This is a genomic window from Denitrobaculum tricleocarpae, from assembly GCF_007004665.1.
Taxonomy (GTDB): domain Bacteria; phylum Pseudomonadota; class Alphaproteobacteria; order Kiloniellales; family Kiloniellaceae; genus Denitrobaculum; species Denitrobaculum tricleocarpae.
In genome coordinates this window covers 65,317-85,903 of sequence record NZ_ML660062.1, presented here as the reverse complement: position 1 = coordinate 85,903, position 20,587 = coordinate 65,317, and the positions used below count along the sequence as shown (strand labels likewise).

General features: G+C 60.9%; 17 protein-coding genes. 7 read left to right on the top strand and 10 right to left on the bottom strand.

What is annotated here, in order from left to right:
- The first annotated feature begins 213 nt into the window (after positions 1 to 213).
- The 7 genes from FKG95_RS29785 to FKG95_RS24995 all read left to right on the top strand — a co-directional run bounded on the left by FKG95_RS29785 (position 214) and on the right by FKG95_RS24995 (position 9,396).
- Positions 214 to 354, top strand: a complete 141-nt coding sequence (locus FKG95_RS29785; RefSeq protein WP_179954275.1) for a hypothetical protein — start codon at positions 214 to 216, stop codon at positions 352 to 354.
- Positions 335 to 2,497: a hypothetical protein gene (locus tag FKG95_RS25020; RefSeq protein ID WP_142899185.1), complete on the top strand. Its 2,163-nt coding sequence runs from the start codon at positions 335 to 337 to the stop codon at positions 2,495 to 2,497. The genes FKG95_RS29785 and FKG95_RS25020 overlap by 20 nt, the downstream gene beginning before the upstream one ends.
- A gap of 3 nt (positions 2,498 to 2,500) precedes the next feature.
- On the top strand, positions 2,501 to 3,517 hold the full coding sequence (locus tag FKG95_RS25015; protein ID WP_142899184.1) for a site-specific tyrosine recombinase XerD: 1,017 nt from the start codon (positions 2,501 to 2,503) through the stop codon (positions 3,515 to 3,517).
- Positions 3,518 to 3,775: 258 nt separating this feature from the next.
- Complete coding sequence (locus FKG95_RS25010) at positions 3,776 to 4,756, top strand: HpcH/HpaI aldolase/citrate lyase family protein (protein WP_142899183.1); 981 nt, start codon at positions 3,776 to 3,778, stop codon at positions 4,754 to 4,756.
- Positions 4,757 to 5,288: 532 nt separating this feature from the next.
- Positions 5,289 to 5,846 (top strand): PEP-CTERM sorting domain-containing protein, encoded by a 558-nt coding sequence (locus FKG95_RS25005; protein WP_142899182.1) that lies wholly within the window; start codon positions 5,289 to 5,291, stop codon positions 5,844 to 5,846.
- Positions 5,847 to 6,070: 224 nt separating this feature from the next.
- A complete protein-coding gene (locus tag FKG95_RS25000; RefSeq protein WP_142899181.1) occupies positions 6,071 to 6,589 on the top strand; it encodes a cytochrome c family protein in 519 nt (172 codons plus the stop codon).
- Between the two features lie 416 nt (positions 6,590 to 7,005).
- Positions 7,006 to 9,396, top strand: a complete 2,391-nt coding sequence (locus FKG95_RS24995) for a methyl-accepting chemotaxis protein (protein ID WP_142899180.1) — start codon at positions 7,006 to 7,008, stop codon at positions 9,394 to 9,396.
- 69 nt (positions 9,397 to 9,465) lie between these two features.
- Here FKG95_RS24995 and FKG95_RS24990 read toward each other — a convergent pair whose 3' ends face one another.
- The 10 genes from FKG95_RS24990 to FKG95_RS24945 form a co-directional block, all read right to left on the bottom strand.
- Positions 9,466 to 10,083: a TPM domain-containing protein gene (locus tag FKG95_RS24990; RefSeq protein WP_142899179.1), complete on the bottom strand. Its 618-nt coding sequence runs from the start codon at positions 10,081 to 10,083 to the stop codon at positions 9,466 to 9,468.
- 18 nt (positions 10,084 to 10,101) lie between these two features.
- Entirely contained in the window at positions 10,102 to 10,866 is a 765-nt protein-coding gene (locus FKG95_RS24985; RefSeq protein ID WP_142899178.1) for a TPM domain-containing protein, read from the bottom strand.
- Positions 10,867 to 10,889: 23 nt separating this feature from the next.
- Entirely contained in the window at positions 10,890 to 11,492 is a 603-nt protein-coding gene (locus FKG95_RS24980) for a LemA family protein (RefSeq protein ID WP_142899177.1), read from the bottom strand.
- A gap of 198 nt (positions 11,493 to 11,690) precedes the next feature.
- The gene (locus FKG95_RS24975) at positions 11,691 to 12,677 is read right to left on the bottom strand and encodes a hypothetical protein (protein WP_142899176.1); all 987 of its coding nucleotides are present in this window, start codon (positions 12,675 to 12,677) and stop codon (positions 11,691 to 11,693) included.
- 199 nt (positions 12,678 to 12,876) lie between these two features.
- Entirely contained in the window at positions 12,877 to 14,220 is a 1,344-nt protein-coding gene (locus FKG95_RS24970; RefSeq protein ID WP_142899175.1) for an HlyD family type I secretion periplasmic adaptor subunit, read from the bottom strand.
- Positions 14,217 to 16,010 carry a type I secretion system permease/ATPase gene (locus tag FKG95_RS24965; RefSeq protein ID WP_142899174.1) on the bottom strand — a complete coding sequence of 598 codons (1,794 nt, stop codon included), beginning with the start codon at positions 16,008 to 16,010 and terminating at the stop codon, positions 14,217 to 14,219. Before FKG95_RS24965 ends, FKG95_RS24970 begins: the two co-directional genes overlap by 4 nt.
- A 154-nt stretch (positions 16,011 to 16,164) precedes the next feature.
- Positions 16,165 to 18,261 (bottom strand): calcium-binding protein, encoded by a 2,097-nt coding sequence (locus FKG95_RS24960; protein WP_179954274.1) that lies wholly within the window; start codon positions 18,259 to 18,261, stop codon positions 16,165 to 16,167.
- A 441-nt stretch (positions 18,262 to 18,702) separates the two neighbouring features.
- Positions 18,703 to 19,386: a hypothetical protein gene (locus tag FKG95_RS24955; protein ID WP_142899172.1), complete on the bottom strand. Its 684-nt coding sequence runs from the start codon at positions 19,384 to 19,386 to the stop codon at positions 18,703 to 18,705.
- A 273-nt stretch (positions 19,387 to 19,659) separates the two neighbouring features.
- Entirely contained in the window at positions 19,660 to 20,103 is a 444-nt protein-coding gene (locus tag FKG95_RS24950; protein ID WP_179954273.1) for an SRPBCC domain-containing protein, read from the bottom strand.
- Positions 20,104 to 20,275: 172 nt separating this feature from the next.
- Entirely contained in the window at positions 20,276 to 20,587 is a 312-nt protein-coding gene (locus FKG95_RS24945; RefSeq protein ID WP_142899170.1) for a P-II family nitrogen regulator, read from the bottom strand.

Below are 20,587 nucleotides of genomic sequence, written 5' to 3'. Positions count from 1 at the left end.
CGGTGATGACGGCGGCTTACTCGACGGCACTTCTGTTGCGATCCCGGATCCTTGCGGATCCTTCGCGGTTCGATAGAATCACCGGATGTGGAGAGGTTAGAACGCTGAAGTATTCCATGAAATATGACCGCGAGCGGCGATCCGCTCTTTTCGAGAGAGTCCAAGCATGCCACTGTTTGTTTTTGCACGAATCCAAAGCTCGCAGTTCCGCCCATGAGAAAAGTCAGTCTAATCGCCGTCGTCCTGCTGTTCGGTTTGGTCGGCGCGGGTGCCCTGTTCCTGACGACCTGGGACATTCCGGCACCCTCAGCCCCAGTCGAAAAAGTCATTTCCAATGAGCGTTTTCCCCGCTGATCGCCGGCTTTCACCGTCTACGGCCCTTGCTGCTTTTGCAGCCGCACTGATCGTGAGTGTGAGTTTCGGTGCCGTTCCCGTAACGGCGCAGCAGGAGACGGCTCCGCAACAGCCCGGAAATCCCGTGCGCCTGGCGCCGCCGGTGTCCCTGGTGCCGGGCCAGCGGCCTTCCGCGCCGGCACCGAATGTGCCGTCGTCGAGGGCCATCGAAGGCCTGACGGTCAAACAGCCCGGCAATCAGCCGTCGATCCCGAGCAAGAAGGGCATCGAGATCGATTCGCTGTCCGACGTTGATCCCAATTCTATCGGCGCGATCGATGCCGGGCGTGGCGGACTGGGCACGGATCTCTGGCGCGGCAGTGACGGCGCGACAATTGCGGGTCTTTTGCGAACTGCGCCCGAAGGCGTATCCTCGACCGCCCTGCGCGATCTCCTGCGCCGTACCCTTCTCTCGGTGGCTGATGCGCCGAGATCTGCCACGGGCGGGAACAGTCCCTCGTCGTCGGCGCTGGCACAACTCCTGCCACCCGGAAGCCTGAAGACAGGTTTGACTCTGGCCGGAAGCAATGGCGGTTCAGATGCGGGCTTCCTGTCGCTGCGCGCGGAGGCCCTTGCCGAGCTCGGCGAGACTCAGGCGCTGAAGGACCTGCTCGCCGTGGTGCCGCGCGGCGATGTCAACGAATCAATGTCGCGGGTGCAGGTTGAAACCCTCATGCGGCTGCAGGAGGATGTGTCCGCCTGTGCAATCGTGCGTGACGCGGTTGTGTCCTATCCGGCAGAGCCCTTCTGGCCCAAGGCGCTGATGTATTGTCAGATCCTTGATGACGATCTTAAACGGGCGATCCTGGGGCTGGATCTCCTGCGCGAGGGGGGCGGAGACGACACCACGTTCTTCATGCTGGTCGAGGGTGCTGAAGCTGCGATCGCCGGTCCGGTCAATGACGTGACGGCTGCCGATCCCTCCACTTTGCATATGAGTCTGGCGCGCGCGACCAATCAGCGGATCGTACCGGAGGACATCACGTCGGTGCAGCCGGCGGTTCTGGCGGCGATGGCGGCTTCGTCCGCTTACGAGCTGCCGGACCGGGCCGCTGCCGCCGAGCAGGCTGTCAGGTTCGGCAGCCTGCCCGCCTCTTCTTTGGGCGAAATCTACAATACCTTTACCTTTGGCGCGGATGAACTCTTCGCCCCGATTGAGGCGGCATCGGTGATCGACGGCGCCCGCGCCCGTGCGCTGCTCTATCAGGCGGCGGTCAAACAGGAGCTGCCGGCCGCGCGCGCGGAAATTCTCAGTGAAGCTTTTGCGCTGATGCGCAAAGACGGGCTGGCGCCGGTCGGAAACAAACTGCTGCTGCCGCTGCTGGCTGATATAGAGCCGAACCGGGCCCTGGTGTGGTTCGCCGAAACGGCGGGACGGGCGCTCTATCTCGCGGGCCGCACGGAGCAGGCTGATGCCTGGGCCGCGCAGGCAGACCGGCTCGCCCCGGTCGACGACCAGGCCATGGGCGCTGCGCTCGGCCTCTGGCCATACCGGCGGCTTTCCGGCGCTGTCACAACGGGTCCGGCACAGGCAGGAGGGAGCGGGGGCGCAGATCTTTCGAACCTCGAGGCCAGCAAGCGCGGCGCAACCCGGATCGCAGCCGCACAGCCGGGCGCGGCCGGTCTGTCCCCGGCTGCCCAGGACAGCGTTGCGGGCGTAAGCTTTTCCGATTGGATCGCGCAGCGCGCCGGTTATCTGCGTGATCTCGGAGCATCCGGCGAGAGCGATGTGGCTGCATCGCCGGGCCTCTCCGCACGCCAGGTTATCCTCCTGCGCGCGCTTCTGGGCGCATTGGGCGAGAGCGATACCCCTTCCTGGTCCGAGATCGCACTCTTCGACGCCGCGCGATCGGATATTGACGGGACTCAGACACAAACGCCTGCGGTCCGCGACCCGCTTCTGCTTCTGGCACTCGAGGAAGCCAGCCGGGCGAACCGGAAGGGTGAGACCATTTTGCTGGCGGCCATGAGCGCCGGGGATCCGTCCCTGGCCCAGGGTGACCTGCTCGCGATCGTAACGGCGATCGAAAGCCTTCGCCGCCTGGGGCTGAGCCGCGAGGCCCGCGCTCTGGCGATGGAAGCTGCCCAAGCCAGCGGGCTCTAAGCCATGGGCAAGGCGGGCTCCGCAGGTTTGACCGCGGGCCCGTCCGCAGGTCTGGCCAAAGGTCTGCCCGCCGGCAGCGACGCCTTTCTGGAAATGCTGGCGGCCGAGCGCGGTGCCGCCGCCAATACCCTCGATGCTTATCGCCGGGACCTCGAAGACTGTGCGGATTTCCTCTCCGGGCGCGGCCGGGACCTCGGCGATGCGCAGACCGATGATCTGCGCGCCTACCTGCGTTTCCTGACCGCCAGCGGCATGGCGCCGCGCACGGCGGCGCGGCGGCTGTCGGCCCTGCGGCAGTTCTATCGCTTTCTCTACGAAGACCGCCTGCGCGCGGACGACCCCACCACCGGTCTGGAGGCGCCGCGTCAGGGGCGGGCCCTGCCCAAGATTCTCAACGAGGCCGAGGTTGAACGCCTGTTGGATGCGGCGCGCGCTGACGGCTCACCCGAGGGGATCAGGCTCGTGACCCTGCTTGAATTGCTCTACGCCACCGGTCTGCGGGTCTCCGAGCTGGTGTCCCTGCCGCTTTCCGCCACCGCCCGTGATCCCCGCGTCCTGCTGGTGCAGGGCAAGGGCGGGCGCGAACGTCTGGTGCCTCTCAGCGGACCGGCCCGCGAGGCCCTGTCGTCTTACCGGGAGATCCGCGCGCGCTTTCTCATCAGCAAGCAGTCCGCAAAGCAGGCAAAAAACCTCAAGCTGCGCGTGCCGGATTCTCCCTGGCTCTTTCCCTCGCGCGGCAAGTCGGGGCATCTGACCCGCCACAGGGTGGGGCAATTGCTGAAAGACCTCGCGATTGCCGCCGGGATCGATCCGGCCAAGGTTTCGCCCCACGTCATGCGGCATGCCTTTGCCAGTCACCTGCTCGACCATGGCGCCGACCTGCGCGCGGTTCAGAAAATGCTCGGTCACGCCGACATCTCCACGACCCAGATCTACACCCATGTGCTCAGCGAACGCATGAAGACCCTGGTCCTCAACCACCATCCGCTCTCGGGCGCGCCTGCCGAAAAGAGACGTTAACGGGCGTCACGCGGTGTTTTGGCGCTGTTGAGGGCGACCGTCTTCTGATCCGACTTAAGTCGGGTGCGCGCCGCACAAAAAGCTCCCTTGCGGCGCGAAACAATCTGTCTATACTGCGCCGCAACATTTGCCGGAAATTACCCGGTAGACACGCGATTGAGATCATTTCGAACCCGTAATTTGAATGCCGGATGCTGCGCAGCACAATCCGGTTGGCCCAACAGAGCCGATATGGCTCCAGAGCGATCGAGGAAAATCATGAGTTTCACCATTGTTGAGCCCGCCACCGCCCGCCTGAACCGCAGTGAATTGGCCGTGCCGGGCAGCAGTCCCGCGTTTTTCGAAAAAGCCGCGAAGTCGGCTGCCGACGTGATCTTTCTGGACCTGGAAGATGCGGTGGCGCCGGACGACAAGGTGCAGGCGCGCAAGAACATCATCGAGGCCCTGAACGATGTGGACTGGGGCGAGAAGACCATGTCCGTGCGCATCAACGGCCTGGATACCCATTATATGTACCGCGATGTGGTGGACCTGATCGAACAGGGCGGCGAGCGCCTGGATATGATCATGATCCCCAAGGTCGGCACCGCCGCCGACGTCTATGCGCTCGACATGCTGGTCACCCAGGCCGAAGACGCCATGGGCCGGAAGAAGAAAATCGGCTTTGAAATGATCATCGAGACCGCGCTGGGCATGTCCAATGTGGAAGAGATCGCCGCCGCATCCTGGCGCAACGAAAGCCTGCACTTCGGCGTCGCCGACTACGCGGCCTCCACCAAGGCCCGCACCACGGTCATCGGTGGCCCCAACGCGAACTATGGCGTGTTGACCGACAAGGACGGTGATAAGCCCCGCGATTATCACTGGGGTGACATGTGGCACTACGCGGTCTCGCGCATGGTGGTTGCCGCCCGCGCCCACGGCCTGCGTCCCATCGACGGTCCCTTCGGCGACTTCTCCGATCCGGACGGCTTCAAGGCCCAGGCCTACCGTGCGGCGGTGCTGGGCTGCGAGGGCAAGTGGGCGATCCATCCCAGTCAGATCGACATTGCGAACGAGGTCAACTCCCCTTCCGAGAAGGAGGTCACCCAGGCTCAGCGTATCCTGGACGCCATGAAACAGGCCCAGGCGGAAGGTAAGGGCGCCGTCTCTCTCGACGGCCGCCTGATCGACATCGCCTCGATCAAACAGGCCGAGGTCATGGTCAAGAAAGCCGAGCAGATCGCCGCCGCGGGGTGACGCCACAGCACATCAGCAGGAGAAGGGCTCTGCGGAAGGCAGGGCCCTTTTTGTTTCGGCGGGAGCCCTGAGTAGGGTCTTGTCCCGCGGCTTTGCCGGACATGGGAAGCGGGTTTGATTTTTAATGCAGCGCTTTTCTCGTTGAAGTGACGGCAAGGTTAGTCGAGCCGGCTAAAACATAAAAAAACAACCATAAGAGTATTTTGTATTGTTTCCTGAACAGAATGTTTCTTTTGTGTGCAGGAGTTTATTTCCGCTCTATTTTACACAACAAAGTGTCGTTAAATCTTACAGATTATAATTTCAAGAAAAATAAATTAAAACAATTATTAAAATATGTTTTCACGCTCTCAAGAAAAGGAATTTTCGCGCAAAAATGTCGGAATTGTTTACAATTGATACGGGCTCTCGATCCGCGCATGATCTAACGCCTTGCGGCTTAACGATCTTTCACGTCGGCATGGTTATTGCACAACCCCGGGTTCTTGAAATCGGGCCGTGTTCGGCCTCATGAATTGGGGATGTATGAGTCATGCAAAAGTTTCTTTCGGCGTTCGTTCTTGCGGTGGCGCTGCTATCAGGCGCATCGTTTGCGCAGGCAGGCGTTATTACCAATGCTTCAGGGCATGCCACTGGGATTACAGGACTTAAAATTTCGGGTGGGTTTTATAACGTTTCCTTCAAGATCGGTTCGTTCGACGATGTCTTCGGGTCGGACCCTGCGCCGGCTCTGACGCCGACCTTTGCCGGTGACAACATGACTCCCTTCACGGCCATCGAGGCGATCGTCGCGGAACTGAACGGCGCTGCTGCGCCCTTGGTCGCTGACGAGACGGGCGCAACGGGTAACGTCGTCTTTGTGCCCTATTTCTTCGATACGAACATGTTGGCGGCGATCACGCAGTTGAGCGAACCCTTGCCTTGGGTGCGGGGCGGGACCCTTACCGGCGGCCGGGATAATCCGGGCTTTGGCCGGCTCAGCTTCGCCTTTGCGGTCTTCACACCGGCCATCCCCGAGCCCGGTACCCTGGCGCTGTTCGGTCTCGGCCTCGCCGCCTTCGGGTTTGCGCGGCGTAAGCAGCTCGCCTGATAAAACGCCTCATAGGCGCCGCCGTATCAAGCGGCGGGCAGTCCAGGTGAAAAGGGTCCCATTCTTGGCGGGGCCCTTTTTTGTCTTTCCGTGACTGCCCGCGTCCTGAGGAAGAGACCCTGCGCTGTTTCTTTTCAAAAAACGGTCCGGCAGTTGACATCCGTCAATAGCTCACGGGCCGGAGCGCGTTAATCTCCCGGATACGCTACTGGAGTTGCGTGATCATGAAACCGCGGTTTTCAATCGTTCTTGCTTTGCTTTTCCCGTTCTTGGCCGCTGCCGGCCCAAGTGCCGTGGCACAGTCGGCCGATCCACATGATCTCTATGAACAGCGCTGCGCCGGCTGCCACAGTGAACACGCCGGTGAATTCGTTCAGGAGTCTGTTCTGCGTGAAGATGGAAAGCTCATGGGCCGCGATGGCGGCATGAGTGTTCGGGCCCTGCTCTCGCGCGGACACGGTAAGCTTACGCCTGCCCAGGTCGAGGTGGTGCTGGCGCATTTTCATGAGATTCTCGATGCGGGCGCGCTGTTCCGCGACAACTGCGTTATCTGTCACGGGCGTGCGGTACTTTTTGCGCGCAGTCATCTGGGGATGAAGGACGGTGTTCTGGTTGGCCGCTACTCGGACCGTGCGGTGGACGACTTCTTGAAGTCTCACGGCCGTTTGGAGGGATCCGAAATCTCGGCTGTCGTGAAAGCGCTGTCCAACCAGGTGACGGGCGAGACCTACCGTCTCAATTGATCTCGTAACCTAAACCTGATCCGGCAGCGCGCCGAAATTCATGTGGAGCCGAAGGGGACCGCTGCGCCCGCGCGAACCCTGTGCGGAGTTCCGGAAGCTCCTGCCGCCGCCGTGAAGATGAACGGGCCTCATCATAGTGCAACCTCATAGGTGCTTCGGTCACATCCTGTTTCAATGAAGCGGCGAGAGGGGCTTTTGTCGCGCGCGCCGTTTCAAGGTTGCGTGCAGAATCCAATTTTTAGAAAACATGCGCAGCTATTGTTCTATTTGATTACTATGGTTATGTGAAAAACACTGAGAAATCATAGTATAAACGCAATGCGCGTGAATTTTAACTCTGTTTTTATACTGTCGGTTTATTTGTTTCAACCACGGACAACTGGGTTGAAAAACTTCATTCACAAAGAGGGGCCATCATGGCTGTTAATGATCAGACCACTGCAGGTGCCACAACATCATCCGAAACCGAGGCCGCGTTGCCGCGCGGCGGCACTGCCGATGGGCTCTTTTCCAATTTGAAGGTCGGCAAGAAAGTGGGTCTTGGGTTCGGCGCGATCCTGATTTTCCTGACGATTGCGAGCGGCGTGTCCTATTTCGGCCTCTCCGGTGCGAACCAGGAGTTCGGAGATTACCGGTTACTGGCGCGGCAAACCAATGAGATGGGCAGGATCCAGGCCAACCTCTTGTCGGCACGTCTGGGTGTGAAGGACTATATCCTCAAGAACACCAAGGAAGCGGCGGATACTGTCCGCCAGCGGGCGGAGACCACCGAACAAATCATCCAGGACGCCCAAGCCCTGTTCCAGGGCAGCCAGCATCTGCCGACGATTGTCGGTGCGGCAGCGCAGATCGCGGACTACCGCTCTTCCTTTGAGGGGGTGACCGGTCTGGTCATTCAGCGGAATCAATTGGTCGACCAGCTCAACACCATCGGTCCGGAATCCGAGCGCACGCTGACCAAGATCATGGAGAGCGCCTTCAACGATGGCGATGCGACGGCCGCCTATCGTGCAGGCATTGCTTTGCGTCATCTTCTGTTGGCGCGGCTCTATTCGAACCGTTTCCTGGTCGATAACCAGCAGGCAAGCGCGGACCGTTCCAATCAGGAGCTCGGCGACTTCAAAGACTCTGCGACGGACATGCTTGCTGAACTTCAGAACCCGACGCGCCGGGAGCTGGCGACCAGGGTCGTCGAACTGGCGACAAGTTACCAGAGCACTTTCGGTCAGGTTGTCGATGTGATCTTTGAACGCAACGACATCATCCGGGGGACCCTCGACGTCATCGGTCCCAGGCTGGCCGATCAGATGGAGCAGATCAAACTCTCCAACAAGGGAAAGCAGGACGAACTGGGGCCGCTGGCGACCAACCATATGCAGGATGCCGTGATATTGGTCGAGGTTGTATCCGGCATCGCAATCCTGCTCGGCGTGGTTCTTGCGGTATTTATCGGGCGGGCCATCTCGCGTCCGATTATCCAAATGACCGGGGCTATGGAGCGCCTTGCCGCCGGCGATATCACCTCGGAGATTCCGGCCCAGGGCCGCGGCGACGAAATCGGCGTCATGGCGAAAGCAGTCCAGGTCTTCAAGGAAAACGCCAGTGAAGTCGAGCGCTTGAAGCTCGAAGAACAGGAGCGGGCGGCACGTCAGGAGCTGGAGCTCAAGCAAAAGCTGAACGAGCTGGCCCGGGAACTCAATGACGAGGTTCAGGTGGCGGTCTCGCAGATCAACACTCAAGCCGAAGACATGCGGGGAAGCTCCTCTGAAATGAACGACGTGATCAGCCGCTTGAACGAGCGCACGACGGTTGTTTCCGAGGGCGCGACGCAGGCCAATGGGTCGATCCAGACCGTTGCCTCGGCCACCGAAGAGCTCTCCGCCTCGATCAGCGAGATCACGCGGCAGGTTGATCAGTCTTCCAGCATTGCCCAGTCTGCGGCGGAAGAGGCGGCGCGCACCGATCAGACGGTGGGCGGCCTGGCCGAAGCTGCCGAGAAGATCGGCGATGTCATCAGCATGATCCAGGACATCGCGGAGCAGACCAACCTGCTGGCGCTTAACGCCACCATCGAGGCGGCACGCGCAGGCGAGATGGGCAAGGGTTTTGCCGTTGTCGCCGCCGAGGTGAAAAATCTCGCCAATCAGACCGGCAAGGCCACCGAGGAAATCAGCAGCCAGATCGGCAGTATCCGCAACGAAACCGAAGGGGCGGTTGAAGCAATCCGCTCGATCAGCGGGACCATCAAACAGATCAACGAAATTTCGGAGTCCATTACCGAAGCGGTCGGACAGCAAAGTCAGGCCACACAGGAGATCAGCGCGAGCGTTCAGTCTTCGGTTCAACATATGAACGATATTTCGAATCAGATCTCCGACGTGGCCAGTGAGACCGAGCAGGTACGCGGACATTCGGGCAGCCTGATGGAAAACGCCAATTCAACCTCGGAAAACATCACGCAGCTGGATCAGCGCATGGAGATGATCATGTCGTCCCTGCGCGAGTCCGGAAACCGCCGCAAGGAGGAGCGGATCGAGGGGTCCTGGCAGGGAGATGCCCGCGTCAAGGGCACGGCGCAGACCTGCCGAATTGCAAATCTCTCTGCTGGCGGCGCGCTGCTGGAGGGAATGGGTGCTCAGGAAGCCGGCGAGACAATGACCTTGATCGTCGAAGGCCTCCGCGCGGAACTGGACGCCTCCGTCGTCGCCTCGTCGCCGAGAGGCCTGCACATCCAGTTCGATATCGGCGAGAGCTGTAAGGAGGAAATCCGCAGGTTCCTCAAGGTGCAGGCGAAGAGTGCGGCCTGATCAGCACCGGGATCTGATCAGGTTTAAGGTGAATCGCTGGCGGCGGCTGATCATGCTTGTAAAGCTGGCCTAGATCTCGATCAGATGGTCTGGCAGTTCGTTCTTATCGCCGGGCTGGATTGGGAAGTGTTCGGCCAGCAGGGCCCCGCAAGCCTCCACCGCCTGCTCGAAGCCTTCGGCGTGGCGGCCCGCCTTCACGGCCTTTACAAAATCGGCGACGATGGCATCCCACTGGGTTTGCTTGATTTTGTCGCTTATTCCCTTGTCGGCCAGAATCTCCACATAGCGTTCGCCGACCGAAACGAAGAGCAAAAGACCGCAGCGCCCCTCGGTGTGGTGGAGACCCTGCTCCAGGAAAACCTCACGGGCTGTGCGCGCGGCCCGGCGTTGTTTCACTTTCGCCGGGATCAGCAGCAGCTTGACCGGTGGCCACCGCAGGGCGAGGCCCAGGACGACAAAGAGCCCCATCTGAAGGACCGAAACCAGTGACAGCGACCAGGAAAGACCCAGAACCACGACCATAACCGGGACAGCAAGGACCACCACGGCGGCCCAAAGCAGCGGGATGTAGGAGTAAGGGTCGCTCTCGCGCGCGATCACCGTCACCAGCTCTCCGCTGGTCTTCTGCTCGGCTTCCTTGATTTTAGCCCGCAGCCGCTGCTTCTCTTCCGCGTTCAGAAAGGCCATCTCACCAACGCCCCCATCTCACCAACTTCCCGACGATCCGCCGCCACCGAAACTTCCACCACCGCCACTAAAGCCGCCACCGCCGCCACCGCCGCCGCCAAAGCCGCCGGTGCTGCTGCCGCCCCAGCCGCTGCGGCGATAACCGGTTCCGGTCCCGCTGCTGCCGCCGACTTTTTCGAGATAGGCGAAAAGAATAACCGCCAGGGCCAGCAAAAAGAGAATGAGCGGACCGAAGCGTTCCTGCGGCGACGCGGATCGCGGTTGCGGGGCGTAGCTGCCCGCGATGGCGGCCAGGATTCCATTGACGCCCGCCGCAATGCCACGGGGAAAGTCGCCGTCCCGAAAGGCCGGCAGGATCTCCCGTTCGATGATCGCCTTCGTAATAGCATCGGGCAGGTCCCCCTCCAGTCCGTAGCCGACTTCGATGCGCACCTTCCGCGATGCGGGGGCGACGATCAGCAGCACCCCGTTGTTGCGATCCGCCTGTCCGACCGCCCAGTGTCGGCCCAACTGATAACCGTAGTCTTCGATCGTTGTGCCCTGCAGGGAAGGGAGGGTTACGACCACGACCTGATTGGACGTCTCCGCTTCGTGCCGTTCCAACTGCCGGGTCAGCCCGCGTTCCTGGTTGGGGGGCAGCAAATTGGCGTTATCCACGACCCGCCCTGTTAACGCCGGGAATTCGAGAGCCTCAGCAGCAGCCGGCGGCAAAAGCAGGGCAGCAAGCATCAGCAGGGCCGGCAGCAGAAACGGGGGGCGCGAAAAAGGCTTGAGGTTACGCATGCTGTTCAACTTACCAAAGACACTCAGTTGAACGTGACTTGCGGCGGTTCCGCCAGGGACTCGGGCTGGGTGAAGGTCTCGCGGATTTCCATCTCGGAATAGAGCAGCGAGGCCCAGATCCGGCCCGGGAAGGTGCGCAGCTCGGTGTTGTAGACCTGGACCGCCTGAATGTAATCGCGCCGCGCCACGGCGATGCGGTTTTCCGTCCCTTCCAGCTGCGCCTGCAGGCTCAGAAAGTTCTGATTTGATTTCAGATCAGGATAGCGTTCCACCACCACCAGAAGCCGGGACAGCGCCTGGCCTATGGCGCCCTGGTTCGCCTCGAACTGTCTGAAGGCCTCCGGGTTGGAGAGGATATCGCTGGGGAGCTGCGTCTGGGTCGCTTTCGCCCGTGCCTCGACCACAGCGGTCAGGGTATCTTTCTCCTGCGCCGCAAAGCCCTTGACCACCTCCACCAGATTGGGAATCAGATCTGCCCGGCGCTTGTACTGATTGTCCACCTGGGCCCAGGCCGCCTTGACCGCCTCGTCGTAGGTCGGGATGTCATTGACCCCGCAACCGCTCAGAAGGGACAGCAGCAGCCCGCAGGCAAGCAGGCGCGGAAAGAAACGGCGAAGAACATGCATGGAGGGGCTTTCGGTAAATCTCGGTCGTGCAAACAGATCTCGAATCTATCACTGGGTTGGGCCGAGTTCTAGGACAGATCACGTTTAGGTAGAATCGCCGGATGCGGTCAGGTTTCCGGAGCGCTACAGACTGCGACACCTGCCTGCTTCCATCTGTCCGGCCCCTCCACACGGCTCCTTCGCACATCTCCGAGGATCCTACTTCCCCTTCTCCGCCAGGTCGTAGATGACCGCGGCGGCATCGCTCTCGTCTCCCCAGATCGCAATGGCATTCGCACTGTAGGCAAGCGCGCTGCCGGTCAAAGGCTTATAGCGCAGGGGCGTGGCCGGTTTCGGGCCGATCAGGACGTGGGCCGTCTGATAGGCATCGATGTTCCGGTCGGGCGGCCCGACACGTCCGAGCATCCAGCTCCGGAATTTTCTATGGTCCCGCCGGGCGTCTTTGAGGATCTTATTGAACCCCCGGTCGTGGTTTTGCTTTGCCGCCCGCTCGACCGCCTTCCAGTTCTCATTGACGGGGCGATGGGGAACGGTCATGCAGCGTGACTGCGGCGAATCCTCGTGCACGATATAGCTGACACGCGCCTGTTTGGGGGCGTGGGCGAGGGCCTGGGCTTCGTAAGCGATAACCGCGACGCCGTCGAGCTTGACGCCCTCGGCAAGCTGAAGCGACCAGATCGTGGTGTCGTAGGCGGCCAGGACAAGATAGACCGGCTTTTCCACCTCTGTGACGAAAACATCCACCTGGCGGGCATTGCCGGAGCTCAAGAGGCGATCGAGATCGGGGCGTTTATTCTTGGCCTCGATATAGCGTTTAACGCCTTCGACGTCCTTGGGGGTGACGAGAAACAGCGGCGCATCATCCCGGCCCGAATAAATTTCCACATAGACCACCTCGGCGTCGGCAGAGGGTTTCGGCAACGAACAGCCCGCTGATTTGCGGGCCTTCACCAGCTGCGCCGGGGCATCACTCAAACGCGGTGCGCTGTAGTCAAGCGCGAGATCCTGCGCCCAGTAGCTCACGTCACGATTCTCGGTCGTGACCGCCGGGCGTTTGTATATCGCCCCGTAAATGTCGTTACGTACCCGGGATTCCGGGAAACCCTCGGGCTTGGCATTGTCGTCGCCGCAGCCCGCCAGTAACACCCCCAGCGCAATTGCGCCCAGTGTCTTCAAACCTCTCATCAGATCACTCCGGTCGATACCTCAGGTTGCAAGGTCATGACACAGTAGAGTGCTTAATAATTGGTGTAGCGGCAGGGAAAATTACTATCCCGGGTATTGATTTGCCATGGGAGAGAGCCGACGGGATCCGGGTGATACAAAAGCCTTTGTAACCCGGCCGGCACCACGACAGGCCTGTTTGCCGTGGCGCCGGGGATCCTCACTCGTCGCGGAATGTGCGCGCGAAGCTGTCGAGCAGGGGTTTGATGAGGTAGGAAATGACCTGCCGTTCGCCGGTTTTGATCAGGATCTCCGCCGGCATACCCGGCACCAGTTGCAGGCCGCCGATTTTGCTGAGTTCGGCCTTGGATATGGAAATCTGGGTCCGGAAGAAGGAGGTCTGCTTGACTTCGTCGTACACGCTATCCGCCGAGATCGTCTGGACTTTGCCGGTGATTTCCGGGGTCGTGTCCTGATTGAAAGCGGTCAGGCGAATGGTCGCGTCGAGCCCCGTGCTCACCCGGTCGACGTCCGCAGGTGGGATCTGCGCCATCAGCACCAGCTCGTCTTCGCTGGGGATGATGTTCATGATCGGATCGCCCGCCGTGATCACGCCGCCCCTGGTGTGGACCCGCAGGTCCAGGATCCGCCCGGCCTGCGGTGCCCGGATTGCACCGCGCTCCAGCCGGTCTTCGGCGGCTGCCCGCTGTTCGGTCACAGTGTAGAGTTGCGCCTGAACCGTTGTCAGGTCCCGGCTCACCTGTTCCCGGAAATCCTTGTCGGCGCGGGCGATCTGCGCTTCCGCTTCGTGGATTTGTGCTTTCAAGCTGGCGATCTGCGCCCGGCCGCCGGCCCGTTGGCCTTCCAGCCGCGCAAGGCTGCGCCGCAGTTCCAGAACCCGGGTCACGGGCACCAGCTCTTTGCGCAGCAGGCCCTCCAGGACCTCCAGCTCGTCACGGGAGAGCTTGAGTTCCTTGGTCACGGCACTACCCTGCTGCTTCAGGCCCTTGATCTGCTCGCTAAAGGCCGCGATACGCTGCTGTACCGAGGCCGCTTCCGCCGCCCGGGCTTCGCGCCGCGCGGTAAAGAGCTGATCCTGGGCCACGATCATCTCCGCCACTTCGCTCTCCGCACTGCGGTCCAGCAACTGCGTGGGGTAGACGATACTCTCCCTGCCTGTCAGCTCGGCGGTCAGACGCGCCCGCTGGGCCAGAAAATCGTTCTGCTGATTGACGACGATCGACAGGTTTGCCTGGGTCAGAGTGTCGTCGAGCCGCATGAGCAGCTGTCCTGCCTGCGCGTAATCGCCTTCCTGGACGTAGATTTCACCCACGATGCCGCCCTCGAGATGCTGCACGGTTTTGCGGTTGCTCTCGACCGCCACCATGCCCGGCGCGACCACCGCGCCTTCGATGCTGGTGCCGATGGTCCAGCCGGCGATGCCACCGAACATCAGGACCACGACCAGCAGTCCGAAAACAACCTGTCCGGTCATCCGGTCGGAGGGGGCAGGTGGTTTGTTTGACCGTGGGGCGGGTTTAAGCTCTGTGGTCAGTTGGGTCATGACGCTTTCCTTTGCTGAACAACGATCCTCGGGCCGGTGCTGAGACCTGCGCCGGGACCTGTGATGGCATTTGTGGAAGTGGCGGCTTTTCCATCGCCTGCGTTGCGCTCGGACAGGGCCGCGAAAACCTCGGACTTGGGCCCGAAGGCCGAAACCCTGCCCCGGTCGAGCACCAGGACCTTGTCGGCCTGCTTCACGGCCGAGGGACGATGCGCGACGACCACAACGGTCTGTCCGCGTGTCTTCATGTGTTTGATGGCCTCGCTGAGCGCTTCCTCCCCGACCGCGTCGAGGCTGGCGTTGGGTTCGTCCATCACGACCAGGGCCGGATCGCCGTAGAGCGCGCGGGCCAGGCCGATCCGCTGCCGCTGACCGCCGGACAACAGGCGTCCGCCCGCGCCGATCGTGGTGTTATAACCCTCCGGCAGTCCCAGGATCATTTCATGGGCACCGGCGTTCATGGCGGCCGCCACGACGGCGCTGTCGTCGATCTCTTCGCTGAAGCGCGCGATGTTTTCCTTCACCGTGCCGTTGAGCAGCTCCACGTCCTGCGGCAGATAGCCGATGTATTGGCCGAGCTGCTCGCGGTCCCACTGCCAGAGATCGGCGCTGTCCAGACGGACATGCCCGTGGTGCGGCGGCCAGGCACCGACCAGCAGACGGGCGAGGGTCGATTTCCCCGAAGCGCTCGGACCGATCACGGCCAGGACCTCACCGGCGTTCAGAGAAAAGGAGATGTTGGAGAGGATCAGGCTGTTGCCTTCCTTGCCCGGAATACCGGCGAACAGCTTTTCCACGCTCAGCCTGCCTGAGGGGGCCGGCAGCAAGGTGCGCGGCTCCTCCGCGGGCACGTCTTCCAGCAGTTGCCTGATCCGGCGGTGGGCTCCGCGCGCCGCAATGAAATGGCGCCAGGACCCGATGGCCTGCTCGACCGGCGCGAGGCCACGGCCCATGATCAGCGACGCGGCGATCATGGCACCCGGGCTGATGACACCACTGATGGCGAGGTAAGCACCGGCGCCCAGGATCGCGGACTGGAGCATCAGGCGGATCGTCTTTGTCATGGAGGTAAGGCTCGCGGAGCGGTCGCTGGCCTTGTTCTGCAAACGCAGCGCCCGGTGCTGCAGCTTCTGCCACTGACGGTAAAGGCCGGGCAGCATGTGCATGGAGGCCAGGACCTCGGCATTGTTCCGGCTGTCGGCGACGATTTCATTGCTTTCAGCCAGGGCGTGCGTGGCCTTGGCCAGATTGCCGCGGGTCATGAATTCGTTGATCAGGGCCAGCAGCAGCAGCAAAACCGCGCCGCCGGTCGCAATCCAGCCCAGCAGTGGGTCCAGCAGAAAGACGACGGCGATGTAAACCGGCGTCCAGGGGGCATCGAAGAGGGTGCTGGGACCGGTGCCGGACAGAAACTCGCGCAGGGTCTGCAGGTCCCGCACACCGTCCTGGCCCTTGTTGTTCCGGGCCGCGGACTTTTTGATCTGCGCCTCGAAAACCCGCTCGCTGAGGCGCAGGTTGATCCGGCTGCCGATCCGGATGAGAATCTTGGACCGCACCGCCGACAGCAGCCCCATGATGACGAAGAGGCCCGCGATCAGGAGGGAAAGATAAACCAGGGTGGATGTGCTCTGGCTGGTCAGAACGCGGTCGTAGACCAGCATCATGTAAAGCGGGCCGCTCAGCATCAGCAGATTGATGATCAGGCTGAAGGTGCCGGTCATGAAAAAGCCGCCGTTGCAGCTTCGGAATGCGGCCTGGAGTTCGGATAAACCGCTTCGCTTCTTGCTCATGTCACACTCCCGATCTTTTAAGTCTGCGCCTGCGGTAATGCCGCGCCCGTGGACTTGCCCGCAGACGCGCCGAAGGAACACGGCGCCGAATGAATGGATTGATGTTTGGAAAAGGGGGTGGGCCCGGCGTTACACCGGGCCCACGTCATGTCGCCTAGATAGCGATGTCGTTCTCGCTCAGGTCGGCTTCGGACACGCCGACCAGGGTGACCGAGTCACCGTTGCCAAGATCGATGACCGTGTCGTCGCCCTGGTCTTCGGCTGCGTCCAGAACATCCTGGAAGGATTCGAAGCCGAAATCGGAGAGGTCGAGCTCATCGCGGCCGACCTCGAAGTCGAGCACGGTGTCGTCGCCGGTGCCCTGCTCGAAGATGAAGACGTCGTTTCCACTTCCGCCTTCAAGCTCGTCATTGCCGGCACCGCCGTTGAGCACGTCGTTGCCACGACCACCGTCGAGGACGTCGTTTCCGGCACCGCCCTCGAGCACGTCGTTTCCACGTCCGCCTTCCAGCTGGTCGTCGCCGCGGCCACCTTTCAGGATGTCGTTTCCACGCCCGCCTTCGAGCTGGTCGTCTCCGGCACCGCCTTTCAGGAGATCGTTTCCACGGCCGCCTTCAAGCACGTCGTCTCCGGCGCCGCCTTCGAGCACGTCGTTTCCGGCACCGCCCTCAAGCACGTCGTCGCCTTTACCGCCTTTGAGGAGGTCTTGCGCGGAGCCGCCGATCAGGACGTCGTCGCCGTTGCCGCCGAAGGCCTCGATGCGGGTCGTGGCTTCCGATCCGTCGAGGAAGTCGTCGCCGTCGCCAGCATCGAAGGTGACTGTCTTCAGGTCGGTTTTGGAGAGGTCCCCGACTTTCAGGTTGTCGTTACCGCCACCGCCGTTGACTTCCAGGCTCTCGGTGTTCTGGATGTCGAGCTGGAAGAGGCCCAGGTTGGTGCGCTTGAACTCGACGTCCGAGCCACCGGCTGCGACTTCGAAGTTGTCTCCGGCCGCGGTCGCGCCGTTGACTTCCACGGTGTCGAACCCGGCACCGCCATCCATGAAGTCGGAGCCGTCGCCGTTGTTCCAGATCATGCGGTCGTCGCCTTCACCGCCTTCCATGGTGTCATCGCCTTTGTTGCCGATGATGACATCGTCGCCTTCGCCGCCTTTCAGATGGTCGGCAACCGAACTGCCTTTCAAAAGGTCGTCGCCTTCGCCGCCGTCGGCGATGATGCTGCGGGTGGCTTCGTCGCCGTCCAGGGTGTCGTTGCCCTTGCCGCCGTTGAAGATCACGGTCTCAAGGTCGGTGCCCTCGAGATCGCCGACTTTGAAAGTGTCGTCTCCGGCCTGGCCGTTGACTTCCAGGGTCTCGGTGTTCTGGATGTCGAGCTTGAACTGACCCAGGTTGGTGCGCTTGAACTCGACGTCCGACCCGCCGGCGGCCACTTCGAAGTTGTCTCCGGCACCGTCGGCACCATTGACCTGCGTGGTGTCGTAGCCTTCGCCGCCGTCCATGAAGTCGGAACCGTCACCGTTGTTCCAAATCATCAGGTCGTCGCCTTCACCACCTTCCATGGTGTCATCGCCTTTGTTGCCGATGATGACATCGTCACCCTTGCCGCCTTTCAGATGGTCGGCAACCGAGCTTCCTTTCAAAAGGTCGTCGCCCTCACCGCCATCAGCGTTGATGGTGCGTGTGGCTTCGGTTCCGTCCAGGGTGTCGTCACCCTTGCCGCCGTTGAAGTTGACGACCTGCAGGTCGGTACCTTCCAGATCGCCGACCTTGAAGCTGTCGTCTCCGCCGCCGCCGTTGACGTCCAGTTCCTCGGTGTTCCTGATGTCGAGCTTGAACGGGCCCAGGTTGACACGCTGGAATTCCACATTGGAACCCTTGGCTGCGACTTCGAATTCGTCTCCGGCACCATCGGCGCCGTTGACTTCCGTGGTGTCGTATCCGGCACCGCCGTCCATCAAGTCGGAGCCGTCACCGTTGTTCCAGATCATCCGGTCGTCGCCGTAACCGCCGAAGACAAAGTCGTCGCCTTTGTCACCGATCAACACATCGTCACCCGACTGTCCGAAGATCGCGTCGACGCCGTCGCCACCGCTCACAGTGTCGTCGCCATTTCCGGCAAATACGATGTCATTTCCACCATTGGCTTCGATGGTGTCGTCTCCGCCCAGACCAAAAATAACGTCTGTGCCCTCTCCACCCTTGAGCGTGTCGTCTTTGTTGCTACCAATCACGAAATTAATTTTGAAAGGCATTCCATACTCCATAATTTGGCTCTTAATGCTCTAGCGCATGCTAGGCTCGAGCGCTTGGTAGTGATGGAACAATCGAGCCGTTAACTTTATTCCGAAATATTTTCGATAAATTTTATTTAGTGAAATGGGCGCTCTCGATTCGGCCTGGAGATGCGTTCTGGAGACGTGTCGAATGATTGGAAAAATATCATTTCGATTGGGTGTAAGTCACAAAGCGCTGAAGTTCGGTGTTGTGAAAAAAATTATAAAATACTGAAAAATATAATATATTTAGAATTTTATCTCGCGGATTGTAATTTATTTTCATAGTGTCACCTTATTTCTTCAGGCGACTGCTTTGTGCTGATGGATAGCTTTATCTGAATCAGGAAAGTCAAAAATATGATTCATGTGACGCAAAAAAACTTCTCAGAAATGGTATATTATTATGCTGTCCCTTTTTTAGAAAGGAAGAGTTCTACTATGGAACCTCGCGGCATCCGTGCCGATGGGTGTTGACTCGAGACGCGCATGTTTTGCCGGCTCCGGAATGTTGGTGACCTGCGCCTCTGGCGCCTTGTCTTTAGCCGGGTTGGAAGGCCGGCTGTCCGAGATGAGCTCGATTTTCGCCGAAAGCAAAAAGAGGCCGCTGTTCTCAACGCGGGTGCTGTCCAGGAAAGTCAGTAAAAACACGCCGCCCTCTCCGAAGGAAAAGGCACGGGGTGTGTTGTCGAAATCCACGGAGACCGAGAGAGGGTTCGGTAAAAACCGGGCCACTGGAGAACCCTGCATCGAAACGGTCCCATCCGCAGGGGAGATGTCGAATGAGACCTGGAAGCTGCCACCGCTATATTGGGCATCGCTGTATTGGGCGCCGCTATCGTGAGCGCCGCTATCGTGAGCAAGGGCGGGCGGCAGGCGAAGATCGTGAATGATCAACGCGCCATAGATAACGACCGCCTCTTCGCCCGTCTCGAGATCGAAGCGGGAATCCGGGGCCCACTCGACAGACCATTTGAAGCCCTGGTCGTTCCCGGCTTCGTTGCTGAACACGATGTTGGAAATTGCGAAGGAAGCAGCCTGGGCTGTGACAGGTGCGTACAGCCCGAGGACTGCCAAAACCCATGCAAATAAACGCGTTGCCATGATATCCCTGCTTCTTCTCTCCGGCATTTGCGCCGGCTCGAGGACGGGCAATGGGCCCGTTACAGAGGGTCAACAACTCACGCGTTCGTTTTATTCCGTTAAAAACGACAGTTTCGCGGGAAAACTTGCCCGCACGAGGTCTTTCATCCTCTCTCAGGCAGGTCAACGGCCGGTTTGCCGCCTTCAGGCGCTAGGTTTTCCGGCTTTTTGCCGAGTTCTTGCGCCGAACTCTTGCGCCGAGCTCACGTGCTGGGTCCTGATGCCATGAGTCTGTTAGTCCCCAAGATGAATCTTGACGTCATTGGGATAGGGACGGCCCCTTCCGGTCTCGATGAAGTCCCGAAGGCTCAGCAGGTAGCAGGTCCACTTCGTGCTGAAGTAAAGAAAGTCTTCCTCGGACGCGGCTGCGTTCTCATGCTCCAGCCTGACCCAGACCTGACCGGCGTCCTGCTCGAAGGAAAACTCCAGCCTGCAGTCCCGCCACGGCCCTGGCCCGGAAACGCAGTGCAGGCGGATCCGCGTATTTTCTTCCAATGCTTCGATCCTGAACGACAGGGTGACCACATCGGAAAAGTGCAGGTCCAGAACCCGCCCGATTTCCGGCGTGCCCTCACTCCGTGTCGACCACCAGCCGTCCAGGCCAGCGGGCTCATGCATGGCGCGGTAGATTTCCCCGATCTCACCGGCAATACCGACTCTGTGGCTGACGCGTGCCATTTCCATACCCTCCGCGGCGGAACCTTACCAGAATAGGCCGCCGCGCGGGAGAGGTCAGGTACCCGGGAGGATGGCGGCTCAGAGGACGTCGCGGATGCAGCCGGGCACTCAGCAGGTTCGGCAATTTATCCAGGATTGTCCGACCGACCGCCGAAAGTCCGGAGCTTCGCTGCTAAAAGCGCTCGGCGCGCAGGACGTCGCAATCGGTGACGCAGACGACCCCGATATGACGCTCGACCACGGCGAAGGCGGCATCGAGCAGGGCGTCAAGGCGGTCCGGCCGGACGATGCAGACCACATGCACCATATCGCCCGCCTCGCTCACCTGTCCGGCACGGCTCCACTCCCCGGACCGGCCCGAGCCGCCGAGGACCGGCAGCACCGAGTAGCCGGTGACATCCGCGGACTTTAGCGCTTCGGTCAGCCGCGACTGCATGACTCTTTCGATGGTGATTTCCACCCTTCTGGCTTTGTGCGTATCCAT